We start from the raw sequence: 6,276 nt of genomic DNA, 5'->3' as shown, positions 1-6,276 counted from the left end.
GGGCGTGACGGGGCCTCGCCCGACGCGGGCGCCGCAGCCGTCACATGCCTGTCGCCTCGAGAAGCGCCCTCCGGCACAGGGCGTCCGCGCGCCGGGTGGTCTCCGGGACCCGGAACTCAGGCGCCAGCCGCAGCGTGTGGGCACATGCCGCGTCGAGCGTCACCCGGTGACCCGCGGAGACGAAGACCGGCTTCACGCCCCTCTGGGTGCGCAGGGCCCTGCCGACCTCCTCGCCGTCGTCGGCGAGAAGGGGCGCGAAGTCGCCCCGCCCGTGCCCGAGTTCGCCGTAGGTGAAGACGAACGGGTTCTTCGCGACGCCGATCGAGGGCAGCCCCGTCAGCACCCCGAGGTGGCTCGCCAGCCCGAACCGCCGGGGGTGCGCGCGGCCGTAGCCGTCGCAGACGACCAGGCCGGGCCCGGCCGTGAGCGACTCGAGGGCGGCCAGCACCGTCGGGATCTCGCGGAAGGCGAGCAGTCCGGGCACGTAGGGGAAAGTGATCCGGCCGATGGCCGTGGCCTCTTCCACCACGGCCAGCGTCGCCGCGTCCAGCACAACCGCCGCCGCGGCGACGACATCGCGGTCGTCGTCGTACGCCACGTCGACGCCTGTCACCATCCCGGTGCCGACCGGTGGGCCCGGCTCGTCCAGGACGACACGCGTGCGCAGTTCGTCCTGGACGGCCAGGGCCTCTTCCTCGTTCACGGGCCAGCCGGAGGGCGCTTCGACGATCTTCATGATGCCGCCCACTGTATGGCTTGCCCCCGAGCGACCGCCCACCCGGTGACAGGCCCGGTAGCGTGACGGTCATGTTTGTGATGGAACTGACCTACACCGCGCCGGTCGAGCGCGTCGAACCGCTGATGGAAGCCCACGTGGCATGGCTGGACGACCTGTACGAGGAGGGCGTCTTCATCGCCTCGGGCAGGAAGAAGCCGCGCGACGGCGGGATCATCCTCGCGGTCGGGGACGACCGCGCCGGCATCGAGAAGATCGCGGCGACCGACCCCTTCGTCGTCGGCGCCGTGTGCGCCTACCGGATCACCGAGTTCTTCGCGACGAAGACAGCGCCGGAGCTGGCTCCCTACCGCCAGCAGCCGGCTTCGTGACGACCCGACCGCCCGGTCTCAGAACTCCAGACGCGCGACCCGGCCCTTCTCTCCGGAGGCCCAGCAGCCGAAGTCGGGGGTGCAGTCGACGGTGTCGAACGAGCCGGTGTCGACCGTGCGCCAGGTCCGGCCGCCGTCCGTCGTGAGGTCCGTGCCCGTGGGCCCGACGGCGAGGGCGGCGGACCTGCTGTGCGGAAGCCAGGTCACACCGGAGCGGTACGCGGGCGGCGGGGTCTGCGCCTGCCGCCAGCTGCGGCCACCGTCGCCCGTGACGGCCGCGGCCCGGGGCGAGGCCTGGTCGGCACGGTAGTCGCCGCCGACCGCGAGGCCGTGCGTCCGGTCGCGGAACGCGAGCGCGAAGACGCCGCGTGCCGGGTCGCCGGCCGGGATCGTCGACTCCGCGACGGTCCAGTTCAGCCCGCGGTCCGCGGAGTGCAGCACCCGCGCCGTGGCACCGCCGCCGGTGGCCAGCCAGACGTCCTTCGGGCCGGAGCTGACGAGGCACTGGCCGCTCGCGGCGAAGCCGGCCTCGCCCGGCAGGGCGGGCGGCATGCCGGCGTCGGGGAGGACCTTCCAGGACCGCCCGCCGTCGCCCGTGGACAGGATGCGGTACTTCCCGTCCACGGGGTCGCTCATGGCCAGGCCGTGCCGGCTGTCGAAGAAGGTGATGCAGTCGTAGAACGCCTTGGCGTCGGTATTGCGGAACGACTCGGTCCAGCTCGCCCCGCCGTCCTCGGTCCGCAGCACCCGGGACGCGTCGCCCTCGCCGATGGCCAGGACCACCGCGCGCCGGCCGTCGAACGCCTCGACGTCACGGAACTCGAGCGCGCCGGCCCCGGGCGGTGAGACGTCCAGCCAGCTCCGGCCGCCGTCGGTGGTACGCAGCACGGTGCCCTTGGAGCCGGCCACCCATGCGGTCTTCCGGCTGACGGGCGCGAGGCCCCGGAACCGCACATCGGTTCCGGTGTCCTTCAGGCTCCAGCCGGGGGTACCGGCCGCCGCCGGCCGGTCCGCCGCCGGGGGCGCCTGTTCGGCCCGCGCCGGTACGGCGGTCGCGGCCGCCACCGCGAGGGCGCACAGCCCCATGGACAGCGTTCGTCTCGTCTTCCCCATGGACCTCATGGCGCTGGAAGCTAGCCCACGCGCCGGGACCCGTCCAGGGTGCGTGGCGCCGGCTCCGTCGTGTGGTGATCCGAGTGTGCGCCGGACGGCGGGCGGTGACACATGTCACTCTCTTCTCCGGTGCACGGAATCGGTCCTTCCGACGTCTTCTGAGATATCAGGGAGACCTGCGCCATCAGGACCCAGCGAGCCGCACACGAAGGAGCGGGGCTTGTCCACCGTCATCGAGCAGACCGTCCAGGCCCGACTCGTCGCGTCCGCACCCCAGATGGAGTCCGTTCCCGCGACACTGCACTACGACCGCCGTGATCCTTTCGCCGTCCGTATCGACTTCCCCGGACCGGCCACCCTGGAGGGCACCGATGTGTCCTGGGCGTTCTCGCGGGAGTTGCTCGCGGAGGGGGTCCATGAACCGGCCGGCCTCGGTGACGTGCGGTTGCGGCCGTACGGCTACGACCGGACGGTGCTGGAGTTCCACGCCCCTGAGGGCATGGCCATGGTGCACATCCGCACCGGGGATCTGCGGCGCTTCCTCGAGCGCGCGCACGAGGCGGTCCCGGCCGGACGCGAGCACCTGTACCTGGGGCTCGACCAGGACCTGACGGAGTTGTTGCGCGACGCCGCCTGACGCCCTCCGCCGCTTCCCGCCACCGCACGACCCCCGCCGCCGGCCGAGCCCTGCGGCACCGTTCCCCGGCCGTAGGAATGCCGTTGACACGGTCCCGGGCGCTCTTTACGGTGTATGACGGTTCTGTTGTCGTCGATCGGAGTAGGACGTTGCACGTCTGAGGTCTTGAGACACCGTGCAGCACGGCTCACGCCTGTGCGCTTGCGTGCGACCTCGACGATTCATGCCGTCCGCTCTCCCCGACCGGGACCTTTCTTCCTTCCCGGCGTCTCCGGGACCTCTCACGGCCCCTTTTCGGCATCGGTCACGTCGCACAGGTGTCTCCAACGTTGCTCCCAGCCCGTACCCAGCAACCGGAGGCCACGTGTCTACTTCCCCCACCTTTCTCACCTGCTCCCAACTCTGCTTCGCATGGCCGGACGGCACCGTCGTCTTCGAGGACCTGCACCTCGCGGTCGCGCCCGGCCGCACCGGACTGATCGGCCTCAACGGCTCAGGAAAATCGACCCTGTTGCGCCTGCTCGCCGGCGAGCTCGTACCGTCCGCCGGAGCGGTCCGCGCCGTGGGAGAGATCGGCTACCTGCCGCAGAACGTCGTGCTCGACACCGGCATGCGGGTGGACGAAGTCCTCGGCATCGCCCGGACCCGCGCCGCGCTGCACGCCATCGAGGCGGGCGATCCGAGCGAGGAGAACTTCACCACGGTCGGCGACGACTGGGACGTCGAGGAGCGCGCGCACGCCACCCTGGACGAGCTGGGCCTCGGCCACATCGGTCTCGACCGCACCATCGGCGAGCTCTCCGGCGGCGAGGCGGTCCTGCTGCGGCTGGCGGCGCTGCTGCTGGCCCGTCCCGATGTGCTGCTGCTCGACGAACCCACCAACAATCTGGACCTGTTCGCCCGCCGGCGCCTCTACGACGCGGTGACACGGTGGTCCGGCGTGCTGTTGGTCGTCAGCCACGACCGTCAACTGCTGGAGCTGGTGGACCAGATCGCCGATCTGCGCGACGGCGAGGTCGCCTGGTACGGCGGCAACTACTCCGCGTACGAGGAGGCGCTCGCCGTCGAACAGCAGGCGGCGGAGAGGACGGTGCGTGCGGCGGAGGCCGATGTGCAGCGCCAGAAGCGCGAACTCGCCGACGCCCACGCCAAGTTGGCACGCCGTCGGCGGTACGGCCAGAAGATGTACGACACCAAACGGGAGCCGAGGATCGTGATGCGGTCCCGCATGCGCTCGGCCCAGGAGTCGGCGGGCAAGCACCGCATCCTCCACACCGAGAGACTCGCGGAGGCGAAGGAGCGCCTCGACGAGGCCGTGGAGGCGGTACGCGACGACGACGAGATCCGTATCGAGCTGCCCAGCACCCAGGTCCACCCCGGTCGCGAGGTGCTGCGGCTCCGGGACCTGCGGCTCCGGTACGGGGCAGAGGTGAAGGGAGAGTTCGAGGTACGCGGACCCGAACGGATCGCGCTCGTGGGGCGCAACGGCGCGGGCAAGACGACCCTGCTGCGCACGATCGCCGAAGAGCTGGAGCCGGTGGCGGGCGAGGCGGTGCCCGAAGTCCCGCTCCGCTTCCTGCCCCAGCGCCTCGACCTCCTCGACGACGGGCTGAGCGTCGTCGAGAACGTGGCCCGGTTCGCCCCTGGCGCCACCAACAACCAGATCAGGGCACGGCTGGCGCGCTTCCTCTTCCGGGGCGCCCTGGCCGACCAGCCGGCCGGGACACTGTCGGGCGGTGAGCGGTTCCGTGCAGCACTCGCGGCGCTGCTGCTCGCCGAGCCCGCGCCGCAGTTGCTCATGCTGGACGAGCCGACGAACAACCTCGACATGTCGAGCGTGCGCAGCCTCACGGCGGCGCTGGAGTCCTACCGGGGCGCCCTGATCGTGGCCAGCCACGACGCGTCGTTCCTTGATGCGATCGGCGTCACGCGGCGGCTGCTGCTCGACGGCGGGCTGCGGGACGTCTCGGCGGAGGAACTGCGGGAGGGGGCGTTCCCGACGGGATGAGCGTGCGGGTCCCGACGAGTGAGGTTGCGGCGCGTCGGGCGTGAGCGTGCGGCGCGGCCGGCGGCGAGGCACCGGGAGACCGGTCCGACCCGCCCGGCCGCGCCGCGCCGCTCGGTGCGAAGGACCGGGCGCCCCGGGGACACGGCGACGCGCCGTGCGCCTGCACCGACCCGTCGGGCGGACACGAATGATCCGGCCGTTCCGGCAGCAGCGGAAGACCGTGACAGAGCTCTCCGTACACCGCTGGAGCTGCCCTTATAACGGTACGTAATCGGGCATCGCGGATCCGGGCTTGGACGGGGCCTTATGACGTGCTTAACCTACGGTTTCGTAACCTACGAGTACGTAGGTAACTCTCCCGTCCCCCAGGAGCCCCCGTGACGATCACCTCTCCCCACCTCGGCAGTTCGGAAGCGTGGACCGACGCGCGACTTCTGTACGCGCTGGAAGAGGTCGTGGAGAAGGAGCTCAACCGCCATCTGAAGGTCGCCAAGGACTGGATGCCGCACGAGTACGTCCCCTTCTCCGACGGCCGCAACTTCCCCGGCTTCTTCGAGGACGGAGAGGCCTGGGAGCCCGCCCAGTCCAAGGTCACGGACATCGGCAAGATCGCGCTGGTGGTGAACCTCCTCACCGAGGACAACCTCCCCAGCTACCACCACGAGATCGCGACGCTCTTCGGCCGCGACGGCGCCTGGGGCACCTGGGTGCACCGCTGGACCGCGGAGGAGGGCCGGCACGGGATCGTGATGCGGGACTACCTGCTCACCTCGCGCGCCGTGGACCCGGACAAGCTCGAGCAGTTCCGGATGGCCCACATGGCGGAGGGCTTCGAGTCCGACAACCGCCACTCGATGCTGCACTCCGTGGCGTACGTCGCCTTCCAGGAGCTCGCGACGCGTGTGTCGCACCGCAACACCGGTCACCAGTCGGGCGACCCGGTCTGCGACCGGATGCTGGCGCGTATCGCCACCGACGAGAACCTCCACATGGTCTTCTACCGCAACCTGCTGGGCGCGGCCTTCGAGATCGCCCCCGACCTGACCATGCAGGCCGTGCGGGACGTGGTCGTGAACTTCCGGATGCCGGGGCACGGTATGCCCGGTTTCGAGCGGGCCGCCGCGCAGATGGCCATCGGCGAGATCTACAACATGCGTATCCACCACGACGACGTGCTCCAGCCGGTGCTGCGCTACCTCAAGGTCCTGGAGATCGACGGCCTGGGCCCGGAGGGCCTCAAGGCGCAGGAGGAGCTCGGCCTGTACATGAACGGGCTGGACGCGGAGGCGCTCAAGTTCGACGAGAAGCTCGCCGCCCGCAAGGCCCGGATGGCGGCGCGCGCCGCCGGCTAGGAAGTCCACGCCGGGGAACGCCGGCGCCGGTGGCCTCCGCTCCCGACGGGGGCGCGCGA

Annotated in this window: 6 protein-coding genes; 4 read left to right on the top strand and 2 right to left on the bottom strand. The window is 71.1% G+C overall.

The features are described 5' to 3' along the window. Positions 1 to 40: 40 nt before the first annotated feature. A complete protein-coding gene (locus tag ACWGH4_RS28885) occupies positions 41 to 736 on the bottom strand; it encodes an endonuclease V (protein WP_453466104.1) in 696 nt (231 codons plus the stop codon). Between the two features lie 71 nt (positions 737 to 807). Between ACWGH4_RS28885 and ACWGH4_RS28880 the strand changes: the two genes are divergently transcribed. Next, positions 808 to 1,107: a YciI family protein gene (locus tag ACWGH4_RS28880; protein WP_453466102.1), complete on the top strand. Its 300-nt coding sequence runs from the start codon at positions 808 to 810 to the stop codon at positions 1,105 to 1,107. An 18-nt stretch (positions 1,108 to 1,125) separates the two neighbouring features. On the opposite strand, the gene ACWGH4_RS28875 is transcribed toward ACWGH4_RS28880, so the two are convergent. After that, positions 1,126 to 2,229 (bottom strand): WD40/YVTN/BNR-like repeat-containing protein, encoded by a 1,104-nt coding sequence (locus tag ACWGH4_RS28875; protein ID WP_453466100.1) that lies wholly within the window; start codon positions 2,227 to 2,229, stop codon positions 1,126 to 1,128. Between the two features lie 211 nt (positions 2,230 to 2,440). On the opposite strand from ACWGH4_RS28875, the gene ACWGH4_RS28870 reads away from it, so the two are divergent. The 3 genes from ACWGH4_RS28870 to ACWGH4_RS28860 all read left to right on the top strand — a co-directional run bounded on the left by ACWGH4_RS28870 (position 2,441) and on the right by ACWGH4_RS28860 (position 6,217). Further along, positions 2,441 to 2,857, top strand: coding sequence for a spore wall synthesis regulator SsgD (locus ACWGH4_RS28870; RefSeq protein ID WP_441261907.1), 417 nt, complete (start codon positions 2,441 to 2,443; stop codon positions 2,855 to 2,857). A 364-nt stretch (positions 2,858 to 3,221) separates the two neighbouring features. Further along, positions 3,222 to 4,865 carry an ABC-F family ATP-binding cassette domain-containing protein gene (locus ACWGH4_RS28865; RefSeq protein WP_453466098.1) on the top strand — a complete coding sequence of 548 codons (1,644 nt, stop codon included), beginning with the start codon at positions 3,222 to 3,224 and terminating at the stop codon, positions 4,863 to 4,865. Between the two features lie 377 nt (positions 4,866 to 5,242). Further along, on the top strand, positions 5,243 to 6,217 hold the full coding sequence (locus ACWGH4_RS28860) for an acyl-ACP desaturase (RefSeq protein ID WP_453466096.1): 975 nt from the start codon (positions 5,243 to 5,245) through the stop codon (positions 6,215 to 6,217). The last annotated feature ends 59 nt before the right edge of the window (positions 6,218 to 6,276 follow it).

Source organism: Streptomyces sp. NPDC054847 (assembly GCF_053610925.1).
Note: the sequence above shows the minus strand (reverse complement) of the source record. Positions and strands in the feature narration are given on the sequence as shown.

What these genes read in the sequence shown, in the direction of transcription:
- ACWGH4_RS28885 (WP_453466104.1), bottom strand. Translation starts at nt 736, where the DNA reads ATGAAGATCGTCGAAGCGCCCTCCGGCTGGCCCGTGAACGAGGAAGAG.
- ACWGH4_RS28880 (WP_453466102.1), top strand. Translation starts at nt 808, where the DNA reads ATGTTTGTGATGGAACTGACCTACACCGCGCCGGTCGAGCGCGTCGAA.
- ACWGH4_RS28875 (WP_453466100.1), bottom strand. Translation starts at nt 2,229, where the DNA reads ATGAGGTCCATGGGGAAGACGAGACGAACGCTGTCCATGGGGCTGTGC.